General features: G+C 76.5%; 15 protein-coding genes and 2 pseudogenes. 9 read left to right on the top strand and 8 right to left on the bottom strand.

Annotated elements, in window-relative coordinates; genetic code table 11:
• The first annotated feature begins 237 nt into the window (after window positions 1-237).
• The 3 genes from E4P41_RS15490 to E4P41_RS15480 all read left to right on the top strand — a co-directional run bounded on the left by E4P41_RS15490 (window position 238) and on the right by E4P41_RS15480 (window position 6,043).
• A complete protein-coding gene (locus E4P41_RS15490) occupies window positions 238-1,869 on the top strand; it encodes a glycoside hydrolase family 13 protein (RefSeq protein ID WP_135142167.1) in 1,632 nt (543 codons plus the stop codon).
• A gap of 108 nt (window positions 1,870-1,977) precedes the next feature.
• Window positions 1,978-4,878: an FAD-binding and (Fe-S)-binding domain-containing protein gene (locus E4P41_RS15485; RefSeq protein ID WP_245177382.1), complete on the top strand. Its 2,901-nt coding sequence runs from the start codon at window positions 1,978-1,980 to the stop codon at window positions 4,876-4,878.
• A gap of 4 nt (window positions 4,879-4,882) precedes the next feature.
• On the top strand, window positions 4,883-6,043 hold the full coding sequence (locus E4P41_RS15480; RefSeq protein WP_135142166.1) for an aminotransferase class I/II-fold pyridoxal phosphate-dependent enzyme: 1,161 nt from the start codon (window positions 4,883-4,885) through the stop codon (window positions 6,041-6,043).
• Window positions 6,044-6,062: 19 nt separating this feature from the next.
• On the opposite strand, the gene E4P41_RS22225 is transcribed toward E4P41_RS15480, so the two are convergent.
• Window positions 6,063-6,209 (bottom strand): hypothetical protein, encoded by a 147-nt coding sequence (locus E4P41_RS22225; protein WP_167761107.1) that lies wholly within the window; start codon window positions 6,207-6,209, stop codon window positions 6,063-6,065.
• A gap of 342 nt (window positions 6,210-6,551) precedes the next feature.
• Here E4P41_RS22225 and E4P41_RS15475 point away from each other — a divergent pair, with 342 nt between their 5' ends.
• A complete protein-coding gene (locus E4P41_RS15475; RefSeq protein WP_135142165.1) occupies window positions 6,552-8,417 on the top strand; it encodes an EAL domain-containing protein in 1,866 nt (621 codons plus the stop codon).
• Between the two features lie 9 nt (window positions 8,418-8,426).
• On the opposite strand, the gene E4P41_RS15470 is transcribed toward E4P41_RS15475, so the two are convergent.
• On the bottom strand, window positions 8,427-9,245 hold the full coding sequence (locus E4P41_RS15470; RefSeq protein WP_135142176.1) for a sulfurtransferase: 819 nt from the start codon (window positions 9,243-9,245) through the stop codon (window positions 8,427-8,429).
• 204 nt (window positions 9,246-9,449) lie between these two features.
• Window positions 9,450-9,644 (bottom strand): annotated as a pseudogene (locus E4P41_RS15465) (ATP-dependent Clp protease proteolytic subunit); the annotation flags it as partial.
• A 297-nt stretch (window positions 9,645-9,941) separates the two neighbouring features.
• Between E4P41_RS15465 and E4P41_RS15460 the strand changes: the two are divergent.
• Window positions 9,942-11,756 carry a sensor domain-containing diguanylate cyclase gene (locus E4P41_RS15460; RefSeq protein WP_135142163.1) on the top strand — a complete coding sequence of 605 codons (1,815 nt, stop codon included), beginning with the start codon at window positions 9,942-9,944 and terminating at the stop codon, window positions 11,754-11,756.
• Between the two features lie 91 nt (window positions 11,757-11,847).
• Entirely contained in the window at window positions 11,848-12,723 is an 876-nt protein-coding gene (locus tag E4P41_RS15455) for a metallophosphoesterase (RefSeq protein ID WP_135142162.1), read from the top strand.
• 698 nt (window positions 12,724-13,421) lie between these two features.
• Here E4P41_RS15455 and E4P41_RS15445 read toward each other — a convergent pair.
• Window positions 13,422-14,258 carry a hypothetical protein gene (locus E4P41_RS15445; RefSeq protein ID WP_135142160.1) on the bottom strand — a complete coding sequence of 279 codons (837 nt, stop codon included), beginning with the start codon at window positions 14,256-14,258 and terminating at the stop codon, window positions 13,422-13,424.
• A 518-nt stretch (window positions 14,259-14,776) separates the two neighbouring features.
• Between E4P41_RS15445 and E4P41_RS15440 the strand changes: the two genes are divergently transcribed.
• Both E4P41_RS15440 and E4P41_RS15435 read left to right on the top strand, forming a co-directional pair.
• Entirely contained in the window at window positions 14,777-15,031 is a 255-nt protein-coding gene (locus tag E4P41_RS15440) for a hypothetical protein (RefSeq protein ID WP_135142159.1), read from the top strand.
• Window positions 15,032-15,106: 75 nt separating this feature from the next.
• Complete coding sequence (locus tag E4P41_RS15435) at window positions 15,107-15,562, top strand: DUF5313 family protein (protein WP_135142158.1); 456 nt, start codon at window positions 15,107-15,109, stop codon at window positions 15,560-15,562.
• Between the two features lie 27 nt (window positions 15,563-15,589).
• On the opposite strand, the gene E4P41_RS15430 is transcribed toward E4P41_RS15435, so the two are convergent.
• Together E4P41_RS15430 and E4P41_RS15425 are read right to left on the bottom strand one after the other, a co-directional pair.
• Window positions 15,590-16,192: an AAA family ATPase gene (locus tag E4P41_RS15430; protein WP_135142157.1), complete on the bottom strand. Its 603-nt coding sequence runs from the start codon at window positions 16,190-16,192 to the stop codon at window positions 15,590-15,592.
• Window positions 16,193-16,449: 257 nt separating this feature from the next.
• On the bottom strand, window positions 16,450-17,013 hold the full coding sequence (locus E4P41_RS15425) for a hypothetical protein (protein ID WP_135142156.1): 564 nt from the start codon (window positions 17,011-17,013) through the stop codon (window positions 16,450-16,452).
• A 424-nt stretch (window positions 17,014-17,437) separates the two neighbouring features.
• On the opposite strand from E4P41_RS15425, the gene E4P41_RS23355 reads away from it, so the two are divergent.
• Window positions 17,438-18,739: a reverse transcriptase family protein gene (locus tag E4P41_RS23355; RefSeq protein WP_245177380.1), complete on the top strand. Its 1,302-nt coding sequence runs from the start codon at window positions 17,438-17,440 to the stop codon at window positions 18,737-18,739.
• A gap of 58 nt (window positions 18,740-18,797) precedes the next feature.
• Here the strand turns inward: E4P41_RS23355 and E4P41_RS23350 are convergent.
• Together E4P41_RS23350 and E4P41_RS15410 are read right to left on the bottom strand one after the other, a co-directional pair.
• Window positions 18,798-19,220, bottom strand: a pseudogene (locus tag E4P41_RS23350) (GNAT family N-acetyltransferase); the annotation flags it as partial.
• A 113-nt stretch (window positions 19,221-19,333) separates the two neighbouring features.
• Window positions 19,334-19,827 (bottom strand): HNH endonuclease signature motif containing protein (locus E4P41_RS15410; protein WP_209307741.1); only part of this gene is annotated, 494 nt, incomplete at its 5' end.

Genomic DNA, 19,827 nt, shown 5'->3' with positions numbered 1-19,827 from the left:
GGCTGGTGGTCCCGCCGTACCCAGGCCCGACCGGCTCACCGACATCGGCCGCGCGACGGGCGCGTCCTCCCGGCGGGACGGACGACCTGACCGGCGCGTCCCCCTCCGCCCGCCCAGACCCAGCCGGCACGGGAGTCACACGCGACCTGCCCGGTTGGCGGGATCTGCCAGCGCCTCGTCCCCACTTCGTGGGATGTGCCGCACAGGTCTACGCCCCGGTCGGCCGATAGTGGCGGCATGGCACGCCGCCTCTCCGTCGCGAGGACCCAGACCCGGCCCCGGGTCGCCCCCGCAGCCGCGTCGTCCCCGTGGTGGCGGGACGCGGTCGTCTACCAGGTGTACCTGCGCTCGTTCGCCGACAGCGACGGCGACGGGATCGGCGACCTGCGCGGGCTGCGGCAGCGGCTGCCCTACCTGGCCTGGCTCGGCGTCGACGCGGTGTGGATCAACCCGCACTACCCCTCGGGCGGTGCCGACGGCGGCTACGACGTCGTCGACTACCGGGCGGTCGACCCCGACTACGGCGACGTGTCCGACCTCGAGGCCCTGGTGGACGACGCCCGCCGGCTGGGCCTGAAGGTCGTCCTGGACGTCGTCCCCAACCACACCTCGGACAAGCACCCCTGGTTCCAGGCGGCGCTGGCCGACCCGCACTCCCCCGAGGCCGCGCGCTACCACTTCGCGCCGCCGTCGGAGGAGCCGCCGAACAACTGGCAGTCGCTCTTCGGCGGGCCGGCGTGGTCGCGCACCCCGGACGGGCGCTGGTACCTGCACCTGTTCGCGCCCGAGCAGCCCGACCTCAACTGGCGCGACCCCGCCGTCGCGGCCGACTTCGAGCGGACCCTGCGCTTCTGGCTCGACCGCGGCGTGAGCGGCTTCCGCGTCGACGTGGCCTACGGCCTCTACAAGGACGCCGGGCTGCGGGACAACCCCGGCAGCTACTCCCCCACGCTGTTCGGCCACGGCCCCGAGCAGGCCATGACCTGGAACCAGCCCGAGGTGCACGACGTGTGGCGCCGCTGGCGGGCGATCTGCGACGAGTACCCCGGCACCATGCTGGTCGGCGAGGTGTGCCTGGCCGACCTCGAGCAGGTGGCCCTGTACTCGCGGCCCGACGAGCTGCACCAGTCGCTGTCGTTCCGGCTGCTGAAGTCGCCGTGGGCCACCGCGCCGTTCGCCGCGGCGATCGCCGCCGCGCTGGACGCCTACGGCCGGGTGGGTGCGCCGGTCTCCTGGGTGCTGGGCAACCACGACAAGGAGCGCCAGGTCACCCGCTTCGGCGGCGGGGACGTCGGCACCGCCCGTGCCCGCGCCGCGGCGCTGCTCACGCTGGCCTTGCCGGGCTCGGCCTACCTCTACGCCGGTGACGAGCTCGGTCTGCCGCAGGCGCACGTGCCCGACGAGGCCAAGCAGGACCCGATCTTCCACCGCAGCGGCGGCGCCCGCGCCGGCCGCGACGGCTGCCGCGTCCCGATGCCGTGGAACGCGGCGCCCGGCGTCGGCTTCTCCCCCGACGGCGCCGCCGAGCCGTGGCTGCCGATCCCCGCCGATTGGGGCCGCTACGCGGTCTCCGTGCAGAGCGGCCAGGGCGGCTCGACGCTGACCCTGCACCGGCGAGCCTTGGCGCTGCGCAGGGCCCACCCGGCGTTCGGCTCCGGCGAGACGACGGTGACCACCCGCGGCGACGTCCTGACCATCCGATCGGTCGGCGGCGGCGAGGCGGTCCGCTGCGTGGTCAACATGGGCGGCGAGACGGTGCTCGCCGGCTGCCCCGGCTCGGTGCTGCTCGCCTCCACCGCACAGGTCCGCCGGTCCGGGGGCACGGTCGCGCTCCCGCCGGACAGCGCCGTCTGGGTGCTGGAGGACTGAGACCGGGCGTCGCGAGCGTGTGTGTGCGCTCATCGTCGTCTCGACGGGGTGGCGGTGCCGAGACCACGATGAGTGCACAACCGCTCGGGGCCGACGTCCCGTCGGTGGATGCCGGCGGTGTACAAGGAGGAGGTCTCGGCGCGCACCGTCGCCGACCCGCGCAGCACGAGGAGCTCCATGACCCGGACCAGCGACCCGGACACCGACCTCCTGGCGGCGCTGCGCCGCGCGGGCATCGGGGACGTCGACGACTCCGGCCTGGCCCGGGCGCTGTACTCCTCCGACGGCTCGCTCTACCGGGTGCTGCCGCGCGCGGTGGTGCGCCCTCGGCACCCCGACGAGATCGAGGCCGCCCTGTCCGTCTGCCGCGAGCTGGGCGTGCCGTTCACCGCCCGCGGCGCCGGCACCTCGATCGCCGGCAACGCCGTCGGCCCGGGCGTCGTCGTCGACACCAGCCGGTACCTGTCGCGGGTGCACGCGATCGACCCGGAGGCGCGGACGGCGACCGTCGACCCCGGCGTGGTGCAGGCGGCGCTGCAGACCGCGGCGCGGCCGCACGGGTTGCGCTTCGGCCCCGACCCGAGCACGCACAACCGCTGCACGATCGGCGGGATGATCGGCAACAACGCCTGCGGCTCGCGCGCCCTGGGCTACGGCCGGACGTCGGACAACGTGGTCGGCCTCGACGTCGTCACCGGCGCCGGCGAGCGGCTGCGGCTCGACGGCGGGCCGGCCACGGACGGCGGGGTCCTCGGGCAGTTGCGGAGCCTGGTGGACGGCGAGCTCGCGGCGATCCGCACCGAGTTCGGCCGCTTCGGCCGCCAGGTCTCGGGCTACTCGCTGGAGCACCTGCTGCCCGAGCGCGGGTTCGACGTCGCCCGCGCGCTCGTGGGCAGCGAGGGCACCCTCGCGGTGGTCCTGGGCGCGACCGTGCGGCTGGTCGCCGACGCGCCGTACCGCGGGCTGGTCGTGCTCGGCTACCCGTCGATGGCCGACGCGGCCGACGCCACTCCGGGGCTGCTGCGGCACGGGCCGACCGCCGTCGAGGGCCTCGACCAGCGGATCGTGCAGCGGCTGCGCGACGTCCCCGCCGCCGTCGTGCCCGACCTCCCCCGCGGCGACGGCTGGCTGATCGTCGAGCTGACCGGCGACACCGTCGCCGAGATCGAGGCGAAGGCCAGGGGCGTGCTCGGTGACGCCGGCGCGCTGGACTTCCTGGTGGTCACCGAGCCGGCCGAGGCCGCGGCCATCTGGCGCATCCGCGAGGACGGCGCCGGCCTGGCCGCGCGCACGCACGACGGCCGCCCGGCGCACGCCGGCTGGGAGGACGCCGCGGTGCCCGTCGAGCAGCTGGGCGCCTACCTGCGCCGGTTCGAGGCGCTGCTCGCCCAGCACGGCCTGCAGGGCGTCCCCTACGGCCACTTCGGCGACGGCTGCGTGCACGTGCGGATCGACTTCCCGCTCGGGCGCGGAGCAGACCGCGGCCGCGAGACCTACCGGGCCTTCGTGCAGGACGCCGCGGCGCTGGTGGCCCGCTACGGCGGCTCGGTGTCCGGCGAGCACGGTGACGGCCGGGCGCGCAGCGAGCTGCTCCCGCACATGTACTCGCCTCACGTGCTGGGCCTCTTCGAGCGGGTCAAGGGCCTGTTCGACCCGGCCGACGTGCTCAACCCCGGCGTCCTGGTGCGACCGGCGCGGGTGGAGGACGACATCCGGGTGGCCGCGGCGCCGCGCCGCACACACGGCCTGGCGCTGGCCTACCGGCACGACGGCGGCGACTTCAGCGCGGCGGTGCACCGCTGCACCGGCGTCGGCAAGTGCCGGGCGGACCTGCAGGTCACCGGCGGGGTGATGTGCCCGTCGTGGCCGGCGACGCGGGAGGAGAAGGACACCACCCGCGGCCGGGCCCGGGTGCTGCAGGAGATGCTCGCCCCCGGCGGGCCGGTGCGGGACTGGCGCTCGCCGGAGGTGCACGACGCCCTCGACCTGTGCCTGTCGTGCAAGGGCTGCTCGCGCGACTGCCCCACCGGCGTGGACATGGCCGCCTACAAGGCCGAGGTGCTGCACCAGAGCTACCGCCGCCGGCTGCGCCCGCGCTCGCACTACACGCTGGGATGGCTCCCCCGCTGGGCCGACGTCGCCGCCCGCGCGCCCCGGCTGGCGAACGGGGTCATGACGTCCCGGCTGGGCGGGCGGCTGGCCAAGTGGGGCGCCGGCGTCGACCAGCGCCGCGAGCTGCCGGCCTTCGCGTCGCGCACCTTCCGGCAGCGGTGGGCGCAGCGCCCGGTCAGGGACGGCGGTCGTCCGGTCGCCCTCTGGGTCGACTCGTTCACCGACCACTTCGCCCCCGAGGTCGCCGAGGCCACGGCCGCCGTGCTCGAGGACGCCGGCTACCAGGTGCAGGTGCCGCCGGCCGAGGCCTGCTGCGGGCTGACCTGGATCACCACCGGTCAGCTCGACGCCGCCCGCCGCACCCTGGCCCGCACCGTCGACCTGCTCGCCCCGCTGGTCGACGCCGGCGTCCCGGTCGTCGGCGTCGAGCCCTCCTGCACCGCGGTGCTCCGCGGGGAGGCCCAGGACCTGGTCCCCGGCGACGCGGCGGCCCGGGTGGCGGCGGGCACCCGGACCCTCGCCGAGCTGCTGCGACAGACCCCGGGCTGGACGCCGCCGTCCCTGGCCGGGGTGGAGGTCGTCGCCCAGCCGCACTGCCACCACCATGCGGTCCTCGGGTGGGCGACCGACGAGCGGCTGCTGCGCGAGGCCGGGGCCACGGTCACCCGGGTCGGCGGCTGCTGCGGGCTGGCCGGCAACTGGGGCGTCGAGCGCGGGCACCACGAGGTGTCGGTGACGATCGCCGAGCAGCAGCTGCTGCCCGCGGTCCGCGCCGCCGGTCCGGACGCCGTCGTGCTGGCCGACGGCTTCTCCTGTCGCACCCAGCTCGACCAGCTCGCCGGCCGCGAGGGCGTGCACCTGGCGCAGCTGCTGGCCCGCACCGCCGCCGGTGCCTGATCGCATGGCGGACCGCGGGTTCGACGAGATCGGCATCGAGCGGCTCCGGGCGCTCGGCGGCCTCAAGTGGTCGCTGTACCCGGAGGCGATCGGGGCGTTCGTCGCGGAGATGGACTTCGGCACCGCGCCGGCGGTCACCGAGGCCCTGCACGCGGCCGTGGACCGGGGCGCGTTCGGCTACCTGCCGCCGGCGCTGGTCGAGCGGATGTCCGAGGCCTGCGCGGAGTGGGTGCGCACCCGCTGCGGCTGGGCGGTGCCGCCCGAGCGGGTGCGGCCGCTGGCCGACGTCCTGGCCGGGCTGGCCGCGGCGATCGAGCACTTCTCCCGCCCGGGCAGCCCGGTGATCCTGCCGACGCCGGCCTACATGCCCTTCCTCACCCTCCCGCCCACGCTCGGCCGCGAGGTCCTCGAGGTGCCGATGGCCCGGGACGGCGACCGGTACGTCTACGACCTCGACGCGCTGGACGCCGCGTTCCGGGCCGGCGGGCACCTGCTGGTCCTCTGCAACCCGCACAACCCGATCGGCCGGGTGCTGCGGCCGGCGGAGATGACGGCGGTCGCCGAGGTGGTGGAGCGCCACGGCGGCCGGGTGTTCTCCGACGAGATCCACGCGCCGCTGGTGCACGCCGGCCACCGGCACGTGCCCTACGCCTCCCTCGACGAGGTCACGGCCGGGCACACGGTCACCGCCATGTCGGCGTCCAAGGCGTGGAACCTGCCGGGCCTGAAGTGCGCGCAGCTGCTGCTGTCCAACGACCACGACGCGGACCTGTGGTCCCGGGTCGGAGCGCACGCCGAGCACGGCGCCGCCACCCTCGGGGTCGTGGCGAACACGGCCGCCTACACCGGCGGCGCCGGCTGGCTGGACGACGTCCTCGCCTACCTGGACGGCAACCGCCGGCTGCTGGCCGACCTCGTCGCCGAGCACCTGCCCGGCGTCGCGTACATCCCGCCCGAGGGCACCTACCTGGCCTGGCTGGACTGCCGGTCCCTCGGCCTGCCCGACCCGGGTGCTTTCTTCCTCGAACACGCCGGGGTGGCCCTCGTCGACGGCGCGCTGTGCGGAGCGGCGGGCACGGGCGCCGTCCGGCTGAACTTCGCCACGCCGCGGCCGGTGCTCGCTCAGGCCGTCGAGCAGATGGGCGCCGCGCTGGCCGCGCGCTGAGCCAGGCCGGCCCGCCGGGTCAGGGCACCCGCAGCTCCCGCGGGACGCGGGCCGCCGAGGGATGCAGCCCCTGCCGCCACCGGTGGGACGACGCGGCCGGACGGGCCATGGGCAGGTGCTCGGGCGCCGCCGGCCGGGCCAGCAGGAACCCGCCGGCCGAGTCCACGCCGAGCGCGCTCAGGGTGCGCAGCTGCTGCAGGCGGGGTGCCGCCCTCCTCGAGGTGGGCGAGGACGAGGGACTGCGCGGCCGACAGCCGCGGCCAGCCCCGCCGTGCCAGCTCTCTCCGGGCGCCCTCGTCGAACCACCGACCGGCCAGCAGCAGCAGGCGCGCCAGGGGCGGCTCGGGCCCGAACACCGGCCGGTCCACCCGGCCAGGTCAGGGGACGCGGGAGGCTCGCCGGTCAGGTCGGGAACGCGCCGGCCCCGGCTGCGACACCGCTGCCCCGGACGGGTGAGGTCCGCGGACGCCGGCTGCAGCCCCCCGGCCGCGGCGACGAAGACCTCCGCATGCTCGACGGACTCCACGGCCGCCTCGCGACCGCCCTCCCCGAGGGCCGGCATCTTCCGGAGGACGTCTGGCGACGGCGCCACCGGGTCATCCTCTGGGTGGCCGTCCTCCAGGCCGGAGGGCTGGGGATCATGGCCGCGCTGGCCGGCCGGACGCCCCTGACCGCGCTGCTGCTCACCGTCGCGGTGGCCTACCCGCTGACCTTCGGGCTGCTGCCCGGGGCCGGCCGCGGGCTGCGCTCGGCCGCGGCCACGGCCAGCCTGCTCGCCGCCTCGGTGGCGTTGGTGTACCTGATGGACGGCCTCACCGAGGCGCACTTCCACTTCTTCGTCATGGTCGGGCTCTCGGCGCTGTACCAGAACTGGGTGCCGTTCGGGATGGCGCTGGCCGTCGTCCTGGCCCACCACGGCGTCGTCGGCGCCCTGTTCCCGCATGCAGTGTTCGGGCACGACAGCGCGCGGCACTCGCCCTGGACGTGGTCGCTGGTCCACGGGGCCTTCGTCCTCGCCGCCAGCCTCGCGCATCTCGCGGCCTGGCGGCTCAACGAGCAGCAGGGGCTGCGCGACCCGCTGACCGGCCTGGCCAACCGCACCCTCCTGGTGGAGACCACCAACCGGCTGCTGGCCCGGCGCTCGGGCCCGGTCAGCGTGCTCTTCCTCGACCTCGACGACTTCAAGGACGTCAACGACTCCCGCGGGCACGCCGCGGGCGACCAGCTGCTGACGACCGTGAGCCGGCGGCTCGAGGGCTGCGTCCGGCCGGTCGACCAGGTGGCCCGGCTGGGTGGGGACGAGTTCGCCGTGGTCGTCGCCGGCTCCTCCGCCGTCGCCGCGGAGATCGGCGGGCGCATGCTCACGGCGCTGGCCGATCCGGTGTCCGTCGACGGGCGGTCGATCCCGGTGCGGGTCAGCATCGGCGTGGCCGACTCCACCTCGGCCGCCGACCGCTCCGCCGACACGCTGCTGCGCAACGCCGACCTGGCGATGTACCTCGCCAAGGCCTCGGGCAAGAACCGCGTGGTCGTGTACGCCGAGGGGATGGACCGGGCCGCCCAGGCCAAGGCGGAGCTGGTCGCCGACCTCGGCTCCGCCGTCGCCGCCGGCCAGCTCGCCGTCCACTACCAGCCGACCGTCGACCTGGCCGAAGGGACGACGACCGGCTACGAGGCGCTGCTGCGCTGGCAGCACCCGACCCGCGGCCTCGTGGCCCCGGCGGAGTTCGTCCCGCTCGCCGAGGAGAGCGGCGCCATCGTCGAGATCGGCCGCTGGGTGCTCGCGGAGGCCACCCGCCAGGCCGCGGAATGGTCTGCGCAGGCCGGGCGGCCGATCGACATGGCGGTCAACCTCTCCCCCCGGCAGCTGCTGGACGACGACGTGGTGTCGACCGTGCGGGCCGCGCTCGCCACGAGCGGGCTGCCCGCCGGCCAGCTGACCCTCGAGGTCACCGAAGGGGTGCTCATCGACGACGTGGAGATGGTGGTCGACACGTTCCGGGCCCTCCGCACGCTCGGCGTCCGGATCGCCATCGACGACTTCGGCACCGGCTACTCCAGCCTGTCCTACCTGCGCCGGCTGCCCGCGGACGTGGTGAAGATCGACCGCAGCTTCGTGCAGGACCTGGGCGCCGGCGGCCGGTCGACGACGCTGGTCGCCTCGATCATCGAGCTGGCCCGCAGCCTGCACCTGGAGGTGGTCGCCGAGGGCGTCGAGACCGAGGAGCAGCACGCCGTCCTCGACCGGCTGGCCTGCTCGCACGCGCAGGGGTACCTGTTCGGCCGCCCCCAGCCCGCCGCCGTCCAGCGGCCCGCCGGACCGGCACCCGTCCCCGTCCCCCGGCCGGGGACCGAGCTCGCCGCCCGACGCTGACCGGCCGGGTCAGGACGGCCGGTTGCCCACGGCCACCGGCCGGTCCGGGTCGGCGCTGTACTGCGACCACGACCCCGGGTACAGCCGGCCCGGCGGGAAGCCGGCCAGCTCCAGGGCGAGCAGGTCGAGGCAGGCGGTGACGCCGGAGCCGCAGTAGGAGACCACGTCGCTGTCCGCGGTGACCCCGGCCGCGGCGAAGGTCCGGCGCAGCTCGTCGGGCGGGAGGAGCCGGTCCGCGGCGTCCAGGGTCGCCCGGTACGGCACGTTGACCGCGCCGGGCACGTGACCGGCCCGCGGGTCGACCGGCTCCCGGTCGCCGCGGTACCGGTCGGGGTCGCGTGCGTCGAGCACCACCGCCCCCGGGTCGACGGCGTCCTCGGCGCCGGCCAGCCGCTCGGCCGGCCACGGCCGGGGTGGGAACACCGCCGGCGCCGGGTCGGGCGCCGCCTGCTCCAGCGGGCCGTCCCAGGCGGCCAGCCCGCCGTCGAGCAGCGCCGCCTCGTGCCCGGTCACCCGCAGCATCCACACCAGACGCGCGGCGACGGCCCCGCCGGCGTCGTCGTAGGCCACCACGGAATCGCCGTCGCCGATGCCGAGCGAGGCCATGCCCTCGGCGAACACCTCCGGGTCGGGCAGCGGGTGGCGCCCCTGGGCGGGGTCGGCGGGCGCGGCCAGCCACCGGTCCAGGTCGACGAAGACCGCGCCGGGCAGGTGCCCTGCGTCGTAGGCGGCCCGGCCGGACCGCCCGTCGAGGTACCAGCGGACGTCGGCGAGCACGACGTCGGCGCGGAAGGCGCGCAACCAGATCGGGTCGACGACAGGTGGCATCACGGCTGCGACCCTACGGCCGCGTCCGCCCGCCGCGCCGTGGGCGGACGGCGACGAGCGCGCCGCACCGGATGGACGCTCCCGCCGTCCTCGCTGCGGCCGGCCGGCTGCTGCCCCCGGGCGGAGCGGTCGCGGTGGTCACCCAGGGCCGCCCGCTCCGGCTGGGCGGCCCCATCGGCGGCGATGTCGCAGTCGACGGAACCGCATCGGGTCGTGGACGGCCATATCGGCGTCGACCGAGCCGCCGGGCGAGTCGACGGACAGGTGGATGTCGCGCTCCGGGTCCTCGGCCGGCAGCAGCATCTGGGCGGCCAGCGGGTTGGCGACGGCGTCGTCGACCTGGCTGCCCAGGACGACGATCCGCTCCCTGAGCAACCGCTCGAAGACGGCGTCCTGCAGGCCTCATGGCCCGGCGGCCGATCCGGTGCTGTGCACGGCCCCCGCCTCCTCCGGAATGGACGTGCCCACGGTCCGGAGTCTGTCGGGAATGGCGTCGGAGGACACGGTGGAATGGCCGCATTTCGCCGTTGGCGAGACCATTCCGCTGTCGGCAGGATGGCGTCGACAGGAGCCTGCGTGGAATGGCACGGCGACGTCACCCGTCCGGGTGGGGAGCCGTCAACGACCGCGGCCTCCCGGTCGATGGAGACGAGGGCGCCACCGGGCGTCGGTCAGCGGGATCACAGGAGGAGTGCGGTGCGCAGAGCCGACGGCTGGGCCCACGTCGCAGTCGTCCTCGCCGGCGTCGTGGGCGTCGCGTCGCTGCCGGCCGGCCCGTGGCAGCCCGCCGCCGAGGTCGGGGTCTACCTGCTGGGCGTGACCGCCGTCGCCCAGGGGCTGCGTCGCAACCGGCCCACCGCCGCCCTCGGCTGGCGGCTGCTGGCCGCCGCGCTCGCGGCGTTCGCGCTGAGCAGCGCCGCGGAGGCCGCCGAGCTCGCCGGGGTCGCCCCCGGGGCGAGCGGGGCCGTCGAGAGCGGCCTGGACGTCGCCGGCTACGGCGCCCTGCTGGCCGCGGCCCTCGCCGCGCTGGTGGCCGGCCGGGGACGCCGGAACCCGGGCGCCTGGGCGGACACCGCCACGCTCCTGCTCGCCGCCGGCCTGGCGGTGGCCACCTTCGTCGACGGGCCGGACGGCCTCGGGCAGGAGAACGGCGAGCTGACTCTCGGCCTGCCGCTGCTGTCGGCCGTGGTGCTCGTCGCCGGGGTGCGGGTGGCGCTGCCCGGCAACGGCCGGTCGGTCAGCGGGGTGGCCGTCTGCGTCGCCGGCGCGCTCGCTCTGGCCGGCTGGGCCGCCAAGCTGACGAGCACGGCCGGCGAGCTCCCGCCGCTCCTCGAGTACCTGCCCCTCCTGGCCGTCGCGCCGGTCGCCCTCGCCGCCAACCATCCCTCCAGCCGCAACCTGGGCCGGGCGCCCGACCCGGACTCGGCGTTCACGGCCGGCCGGATCGTCGGCCTCGGCGCCGCGCTCCTGGTCAGCCCGGCCCTGGTGTTGTTGTGGACCGTGCGCCACGGCGGCAACGGGTACCTGCTCGGCGCGGGCATCGGCCTGCTCACCGCGCTGGCCCTGTGGCGGCTCGGGCGGCTAGACAGCGAGCGGCACCACGCCCAGGCGGCGCTCGCCGCCAGCGACGCACGGCTGCGGGTGCTGCTGGAGAACGCCGCCGACGTCATCGCGATCGTCGACGCCGCCGGCCGGGTCACCTACGTCAGCCCCGCGGTCGGGTCGCTGCTCGGCCGGACCGCCGCCGACGTCCTCGGCCGCCGCGCCCTGGCGATGGTCGACCCGGGCGACCGCACCCGCCTGCTGCGCGCGATCGTCGGCCGGCCCGCGTCGGCCGGGGAGGTCGTGGACGCCGACGTCCCCCTGCGGCACGCCGACGGGACCACCCGGTGGGTCGAGGCGAAGGTCAGCGGCCGGGTGAGCGCACCGGGCGTCGAGGGCTGGGTCGTCAACCTCCGGGAGGTCACCGACCGCAAGCTGCTGGAGGAGGAGCTGCGCCACCGCGCGGGCACCGACCCGCTGACCGGCCTGGTGAACCGGGCGGAGTTCTGGCACCGGCTCACCGTGGCCACGGCGGCGATCGACCCGGGTGCCTGCCCGGCCGTGCTCTTCGTCGACCTCGACGGGTTCAAGGCGGTCAACGACGTCCTCGGCCACGCCGCAGGTGACGAGCTGCTCGTCGCCGTCGCCGGCCGGCTGTCCAACGCCGTCCGCTCCGGTGACTGCGTCGCCCGCCTCGGCGGCGACGAGTTCGCCGTCCTGCTGGGCGCGGCCGACGCCGAGCGGCTCCGTCGGGTCGGCGACCGGCTCGTCGATGCGCTGCGCGAGCCGGTCCGGCTCGGCGGGCGCACCGCCGCCGTCACCGCCAGCGTCGGCGGCACCCTCGCCATCCCCGGCGACACCCCCGAGACGCTGCTGCACCGCGCCGACACCGCCATGTACGCGGCCAAGCGCGACGGCAAGGACCGAATCGAGCTGCACTCCCCCGCGGGCGCTCCCGCCGCGGTGTGAGCCGGACGGCCCGCAGGGCCGGACATGACGGACCCGTGGCGGTCGCCCCCGCCCGGGCATCGACCGGCCGGCCGCGGGGCAGGTGGTCCCCATGCGGCGGTGGATCGTGCGGGTGCTGGTCGCGGTCGCCGTCCTGCTCGTCGGCCTGGGCGTCTACGGGGTCCTCGTCGAGCCGCGGCTGATCCTCGACGAGGACCGACTCGAGGTGACGCTGCCGCGCCTCGACGAGCGGTGGGCGGGCACCGAGGTGGCCCTGCTCTCCGACCTCCAGGTGGGCATGTGGTGGGCCAACACCGGCATGGTCGAGCGCGCGGTGCGGCGGGCGGTGGAGGCCGAACCGGACGTCGTCCTGCTCGGCGGGGACTTCCTGTACAGCAGCTCACCGAGCATCGCCGAGCAGGTGGACACGGTCCTGGAGCTGCTGGACCCGCTGGTCGACGCGGGGATCCCGACCTTCGCCGTCCTGGGCAACCACGACCTCGCCGTCGGGGCGGCCGACGAGCTGACCGCGATGCTGGAGGGCGCCGGCATCCCCGTCCTGACCAACGAGTCGGCTCCGGTCCCCGGCGGGTCGGGACCGGGCGGGCTGTACGTCGTCGGCGTGGGGCCGGCGCTGCGGGACGTCGCCGACGCGGAGGAGGCGCTCGGCGAGGTACCCGACGGGGCGGCCCGCGTGGTCCTCGCGCACAACCCGACTGTCTTCCCCGACCTGCCCGCCGGCAGCGCCCCGCTCGCGCTCGCCGGCCACACGCACTGCGGGCAGGTGGTCATCCCCGGCGTGCCGTTCTCCTACGTCGGCCTCACCGAGGAGGAGGCCCGGGTGGCGGAGGGCTGGGCACCGGAGGGCTACGGGGAGCCCGGCAACCGGCTGTTCGTCACGTGCGGTCTGGGCTTCAGCCATCTCCCCGTGCGGATCAACGCGCCGCCCGAACTGGTGCTCGTGGAGCTGCGCCCGGCCGGCGGCTGAGCGTCGCGGCCGGCGGGGCGTGCGACGACTGCGTGACGGTTCGGCCGGATCGGCTGCTGCGGGTGCCGGGCTCCGTCACCGTGGGAGGCGGGTCGCACGCCGGCGCACACCGGAGTCCGTCGGCGTGCGCCCCCTGTGGACCGAGACCGGCGGAACGGACGCCACCGCCACCCTCCAGGCGCTGCTCGGCACCGGCCACCTCGCGGAGGCGCACGCCTGGCGGGACCGGCCGCGCGCGGTCGCCGGGAACCCCGCCGACCTGCGGATCATGCCTGCGGATCATGCCTGCGGATCAGGTACGCCCTCGACGGCTCCTGCCGGATCCCGGAGTGGCCGACGCGCTCGCCGGCATCGGCGGCCGCGCCGGGGTCGAGGCCCGCTCCACCCGGCTGACGTCGCCGCCGGGCGGCAGGGGGGCGACGCACCGCAGGCGCTCAGCCGCGTCGGGCTGGTCGACACCGCCCGCCACCTCTCCGGCACCCGGCCGGCCGCAGCCGCCGCCTCCGTCGGCGGCGGCGACCCCGCCGCCCCCGCCCAGCGGGCACACGAGGCAAGCACCGGGTCCAGCACCGCCCGGACGGGATCGGGACCGGCCGGTGAACGGGCAGCGGCACGAGCAGACCAGGGGCACGGGCGGCGGTCCGGAGGAGATCGGGCGGGCTCACCGCACCTCCGGGCGACGCACCGGCACCGTGGGGTCACTCCCCCACGGCGGTCACGAGTGCCAGCAACGCGGCGTAGACGACCAGCCCGACCATGAACCACCGGTAGCTGGACCGGCCGGTCGCGGGCAGCTCCTCCTTGAAGACGTTGAGCAGGATCGACCCGCCGAGCAGTGCGGTGAGCAGGGCGACCAGCAGCGTGCTGGTGGGCGCGAAGATCGCGTCGAGCACCCAGCCGACGACCAGCGCCCCGGCGAGCAGGACCCGTCCCGAGCGGGGGAAGCGCCGCGGGTAGTGCTCCTCGAGCGAGCGGTCGGTCAGGACGAAGTGCAGCCCCATCGCGATGGTGAAGAGGACGGCGAAGGCGACGCCGGTCCGCAGTCGCAGCGCCATCGTGTAGGTGATCAGCGCGTTGTAGACCATGAACGAGCCCAGGTGCAGCCAGTACACCCCGGCCGGCTCGAGCCCGCGGCCCGCGGCCGAGGCGCCCACCGGTCCGGAGGGCCCGCCTGCGGCACCCCCGTCCCCGGCCCGGACGCTGCTGCGCGACGGTGCGGGCGCGCGCCGGTCGGCCAGGCGCTGCAGCCCGTAGAAGGCGGCGAACCCGGCCAGCGCGACGAGGAAGATGCCGAGGTCGACCAGCGGGGTCGGCTCCACCACGTCGGAGAGCACCTCGCCGACCGCCTCGTTGCCCTCGGCGATCTCGGGAAGCAGGTGCAGGAACACGTAGGCGACGGCCAGCCCGCCGGCGAACGAGGCGGTGGCCCGCTCGGGCACCAACGGGAGCTTGCGGATGTGCGGCGCGGCGAGATGGAGGGCCGCCAGCAGCACCGTGGCGACCAGCGCACCGATGAGGCTCTGCGTCGTCGACACGACGGGTCAGCCCCGGCCGGCGGCACCGGGCGCGCCTGCACCGATGCGGGCAGGCGGGGCGGACGCCGGTCCGGGGACGGGGGCGGCCACGGCGGTAGGGGACGGGGCGGTGGGCACAGGGCACTCCTCGCTGCGACCGGCTGCTGCGGCCGACGACGGTCGGGGACGGGTCGGGGCTGCCCCCGACGGCCCGGACCGTTCCCCGTCGGCCCGTTCGTCACGCTTCCGTGATGCCGGGCGGCCCGAGGGATGACGGCAGCTCAGGCGCGGCCGGCTCCTGCGACGCACCCTCGTGGGTCCTCCTTCGCAGGCATGCTGGTCCTCGCCCTGGTGACGGCGCTGGCCGCGGTGCTCGGGCTCGCGGGGCGCCTGCGTGCGCGCGGGCCGGCGGCGTCCGGAGCGATGAGCGGCCCGGGCGGTGAGCAGCGCCGTGTCGTGCGGCCAGGAAGCCGGCCGGTGTCCCGGGAACGGTCCGGTCGGCCACCACGCAGCTGCCGTCGGAGCCGCCGCAGGAAGCCGTGGGCGTCACGGCCCTGCAGGAGATCGCCCGGCGGTTCGCCGGGCGGCCCCGGCTGTGGCGCGACGACGTCGACCGTGACCACCGCGAACGGGCCTACGTCGAGCTCTTCACCACCGAGCGCCTGGACGTGCAGGCCATCTCCCGGATGTCGGCCGGGGACGACACCGGCTCCCACGATCGCCCGCACCGGCGAGGCGGAGTGGGGATACTCGACGGTGGTGCGTGGAGCCGGCGCAGCGGGCGGACACGGTGACGAGCCCCGGAAGCGCGGTCCGTCCCGCACACCCGTGGGCGACCCCGAGCGCTCCCGACCACCGAGGAGCTGGAGATGACGACCGACCACGCCGGTCCGGGCGGCGCGGAGCGCGCCGAACGGCCGGGCGTCCTCCGGTGGCTGTACTACGCCATGGGCGGCGGCCTGCCGGCCCGCTACTCCCCCTGGGTGCTGCACGACACCACGACGCGCACCTGGGGACTGCGGCACGTGTCCCGCGCCCTCGTCCAGATGGCGGTCCCGATCGCGCTGGTCGTCCTGCTCCTCCCCGGCCCGGTCTGGATCCGGCTGATGACCGCCCTGGGCGGACTGGCCCTCGGCCTGATCTTCTCGCTGGCCTACATGACCGAGACCACCGAGAACCGGGTCAAACGGGCGGGCTACACGCCGGGGACGGCGCAGACCGTCCGCGACCGGGCCTCCCGGGACCGTGAGACCCGCCAGTCCGAGCGCCGCCGGGCCGCGGCCGCGAAGCGGGCAGCCCGCTACCGGGCACGCGAGGGCCGCTGAACGAGCGCCCGGGTCGGGCCACGAGCCTCATGCGGCGGGTCGGCCGAGCACCTCGGCGAGGGTCACCTGCCCGGCCCGCCGCCGGTCCACGACGACGACGGACCGGACGCCGGCGCGGCCGTCCGGGCCGGCGACGGTGTCCAGCAGCGTGCTCCAGCGGGTGGCGTGCCGGCGCATCGACCGCGTGGGGATCCGCCGGGCACGGGCGGCCTGCCCGCTCTCGGCGAGGTCCTGCGACGCGTCGAGCAGCACCAGGCGGACCGAGCGACCGGCGCGCCGCGCGGCACGCAGCACCGCCGCCCGCCACCACGGCCGGGTCCAGGGGTCGGTGAGGACGACGACCGGCGCGGGCCCGGCGATGTGGTGCAGCACCCGCACCCGGTGCCACGCGTGCACGACGGGGCGGAGCAGGCGGTAGGGCAGCCGCAGGCCGGTCCTCCGCAGCCGGGCGGCGACGTCCTCGGAGTCGAGGCCGACGACCCCGGGCACCTGCTCGGCGAGCAGTCGTCGCAGCAGCGTGGTCTTGCCGCTGCCGGGGAGTCCGCCGACGACCACCAGGACGCCGTGGGGCGCGGCGCGCCCGCGGAGCCGTCGGGCACCGCCGGCGACCGGTCCGGTGTGCACGGCCATGTGCCCACCTCCTCTCGTCTCCGGGCTCCACGATCCCCCTCCCGTCCCCGGGAGAGCTCATCCATCGGCCGGGCGTGGCCCGAAGGGGTACCCGGTCCGGCGTCCTCCGGCAAGGCCCGACGGCCGGCTGGACCCGCCTCGACCGTCCCGGTCCGCCAATCCACGCCGTCGTCCGATCCGACGCCCGGGCCCCGGGATGCCGCCGCCTCCCGAGCGGTGCCGCCCGGGAGGCGGCGCCGCTCGGGGCGCCGGCGGGATCAGTCGTCGTCGCCGGGACCGCCGTGCCGGCCGGCCCCGTGCGGGTGGTCGTCGCGGGGAGAGGTGACCCGCTCGGTGACGCGCTGCTCCAGGTCGGCCAGGCGCTCGTCGGCCGCCTCCTGCGTGGTCCGACCGTCCTCGACGGCCTCCGCGATGCCCTCCCGCTCGGCCTCGACGAGGGCCGCGACCAGCGTGTCGAGCTCGACGCCCTGCTCCTCGGCGACCTGCGCGAGCGTGGCCCCGTCGGCCTCCAGCGCGGTCCGCAGCTCGTCCTCGCCCGTCCCGAGCGCGGTCGCGACGGCCGTCAGGTCGTGGCCGCCGCGGTGGTGGTCACCGTGACCGCCGAGCCCGGCCTCGCCCAGGGTGCTGGCCACCTCGTCGGCCTGCTCCTGGGTGAGGGACCCGTCGTCCACCAGGCCGGAGAGCGCGTCCCGGATCCGGTCCACCACGGACGACGATGCGCCACCCGTCGATGCCGTGTCGGCGAGCGCCGGGACGGCCACGGCCAGGCCGGTGAGCGTCAGGGCGCCGGCGGCTGCGGCGACGACCAACTTCTTGCGCACGGGAACACCTCCGTCTGCGGCCGGCGTGTCCGACCGTCGCGCAGGAGCGTCGGCGCCGGACCTGTGGCGGTGCTGTCAGCGCCCCGTGGCGTCGCTGGGGATGCCCGGTCTCCCCAGCTACCCGCGCCTCGACGGTGGCCCGGGCGCCGTGCCGGTGCAGGAGGTCAGCGCGGCGAGCGCCCCGGGTTCCCGCCCGTGACCAGCGCGGTCGCCCCTGCCGCCGCTACGGTGGCGCGGTGCGCGGCGGGGAGGGCAGGACGATCGGCGTCAGCCGGTCTCCCCGGGGCAACCCCGGGGCAACGCAGCGAGTCGGGCATCGCGTCACCCGCCAGCAGGCGCGCTCCGCGCACGCCCTGGCGACTCCCTCAGGGGGCGGCTGCCTCCCTCGCCGCGCACCCCGGTGACGGCCCGCGCCCGCTCGCACGTGACCGCCTCGGGTATCGCGACGGCGCTGCTGGCCGGGCCGTGGTCGCGGCGCACGATGGTCCGCCGGGTGTCGGTCGCCCTCGGGTTCGCGCGGGCGCCGCGCTGGGTGGGCGCGCTGGTCGACGAGGTGCTCGCCGCGTACGTCTCCGCCCCGGCCGACCGGCCGCGGGAGCTGGCCGCGTTCGTGACCACCACGCAGGCATGGCAGCGGATGGGCGCGCTGCGGCGCGTCGTCCACCGGCGGCCGGTCGCGACCTCGGTGGTGCGGCACCGCTTCGGCGTCCCGCCCCTGCCGGACGCTGCCGCGCTGGCCCGCCTGCTGGACCTCGACCAGGGCGAGCTGGCCTGGTTCGCCGACGTCCGGGGTCTGGAGCGCACCGCCGGCGAGCCGCTGCGGCACTACCGCTGGCACGCGGTCGAGCGCCGCGGCGGGCTGCGGCTGCTGGCCGAGCCCAAGCCCCGGCTCAAGGAGATCCAGCGGCGGCTGCTGCGGCACGTCCTCGTCCCGGTTCCGGTGCACGACGCCGCGCACGGGTGCGTGCCCGGCCGGTCGGTGCGGACGGCGGCCGCGCCGCACGCCGGCAGCGCCGTCGTCCTCGGCATGGACCTGGAAGCCTTCTTCGCCTCGGTCACAGCGCCCCGGATCTGGGGCCTGCTGCAGGGCACCGTGGGGCTGACCGAGCCGGTCGCCCACCTGGTCACCGGGCTGGTGACGACGAGCGTGCCGACATCGGTGTGGCGGGCGCTCCCTCTGCCGGACGGCACGGACGCCCGCGAGCGACACCGGAGACTGGGACAGCGGCTGGCCGCACCGCACCTGCCGCAGGGCGCACCGACCTCGCCGGCCCTGGCCAACCTGGTCTGCTACCGCCTCGACCGCCGGCTGGCCGGCCTGGCCTCGGCCTTCGGCGCCCGCTACACCCGCTACGTCGACGACCTGACCTTCAGCGGCGACCGGCGCATCGAGACGGGCCGGCTCGCCGCGCTGGTCACCGGGATCGCCGCCGAGGAGGGCTTCCGGATCAACCCCGCCAAGACGCGCGTGGCCGGCGCCGGCTCGCGGCAGCGGGTGCTCGGCGCCGTGGTTAACACCCGGCCCACCCTCCCGCGGCCCGAGCGGGATGCGCTTCGTGCGCTGCTGCACAACTGCGCCCGGCACGGCTGGGCCAGCCAGACCCGCGAGCACGACCCGGCGACCTTTCGTGAGCACGTCCTCGGCCGCGTCGCCTGGGCCGCCTCGTTGGACCCCGTGTTCGGGGCGCGGCTGCACGCACTGGCCCGGCGGGTCGACTGGAGCTGACACCGGCGCACAGGTCGACGGCGAACGTCCCCTCGGCGGCGCCGGGCACAGGCCGGAACCCGCACCGGCGATAGAGGTGCACGGCCGGGTTGCCCCGCTCGACGCTCAGGCTCACCCGCTCGATGCCCCGGCGGCGGGCCACGGCGAGCGCCGCATGCAGCAGCTCGTTGCCGATCCCCAGGCCGCGGTCCGCGGGCGCCACCCAGATGCTCAACTCGGGGATGCCGTCGGCCACGAAGCCGTAGCCCGGGTCGCGGGTGCCGAGGAACAGCGCCCACACCACACCAGCGGTTCTCCCGTTCCGCGCGGCCACCAGGCCGAAGTCGCCCCGATCCCGCCGAACCTCGGTGTAGTGGCGGAGGTCGGGCTGCTCGTCGACGTCGCGGAGGGTGAAGCGCTCCTCGCCGGTCCAGTTGAGGTTGGCCAGGGTCGCCGACCGCAGCAGGTCCCGGTCGTCGGCGGTCAGCGGTCGGGTGGTCACCAGGATCGCCACGGGACTCTACTGTCGCACCCGGCGGGCGGCCGCGGTGAGGCGACCTCTCCCTGTACCGGTCGACGAGCTGGGGACCCCGGTTCGCATGATCGGACCGATCCTCAGTACGGCGGCGGGGTGGTGACCGCGGTGAGGCCAGTAGGCGTGGTGACGGTCAGCGTGCCGTCGGGTTCGAGGGTGTGGGTCCAGCCCGGCGCCTGATGTTTCCCGCGATGGTCACCGGTGCAGTAGCCGGCCAGGTTGGCCGCGCTGGTCTCACCCCCGGCGGCGTACGGCCGGTGGTGGTCGAGCTCGCCGGCCGTGGGCACCCAGCGGCGGCAGCCGGGAAACCGGCACCGCCGATCCCGGGCCCGGCCGGTCCGGTCGAGGGCGGCACCGGGCCCGTAGCCCTCGGTGGGGCCCGGGGCGCGCGACCCGGGGCGGCCGGTCAGGTCGTGCGTGCACTCCTCGGGCCGGCGCCGGCAGGCGCGGGCGCCGCAGTGCGCCACCCGGCGCAGCCCGGGCAGATCGGTCAGCGTCCGGAAGGCGCCGGTGACCGCGTCGGCGAGCACGATCCGCGGCCGGTCGGCCAATCCACCTCCGGCGGTGGCGGCCA

Source organism: Geodermatophilus sp. DF01-2 (genome assembly GCF_004571065.1).
In the GTDB taxonomy this organism is placed as follows: domain Bacteria; phylum Actinomycetota; class Actinomycetes; order Mycobacteriales; family Geodermatophilaceae; genus Geodermatophilus.
The sequence above is the reverse complement of the archived record's forward strand: the minus strand, read 5'-3'. Positions and strand labels throughout refer to the sequence as shown.